General features: G+C 77.9%; 1 protein-coding gene. It reads right to left on the bottom strand.

Annotation, left to right across the window (positions count from 1 at the left end):
* Window positions 1-281 (bottom strand): HPr family phosphocarrier protein (locus DW309_RS05075; protein WP_205812630.1); only part of this gene is annotated, 281 nt, incomplete at both ends.

Genomic DNA, 281 nt, shown 5'->3' with positions numbered 1-281 from the left:
GGCCGTCCGCCGCGACGGACGCATCCGGACCCCCGACGGTGGCGCGAGCGCCCTCTCCGCCGGCACCGTCCGCGGCTCGGGTGTCGCGCTGTGCGTCCTCCGTGCCCTCGCCGAAGCCGTCGTCGAACAGGGCGACCAGCCGGTCGAGGGCGGCCCCGGCATCGGGACCGCGGCCGATCAGCTCGAACTCCGTGCCCTGCCGCGCTCCGAGTGCGAGCAGGCGCGTGAGGCTGCGCGCCGCCGCCTCGATCCCGTCGGGCAGCCGTCGCAGGCGCACGTCC

The sequence above is a fragment of the Microbacterium sp. K41 genome (assembly GCF_004794395.1).
GTDB lineage: Bacteria > Actinomycetota > Actinomycetes > Actinomycetales > Microbacteriaceae > Microbacterium > Microbacterium sufflavum.
Note: the sequence above shows the minus strand (reverse complement) of the source record. Positions and strands in the feature narration are given on the sequence as shown.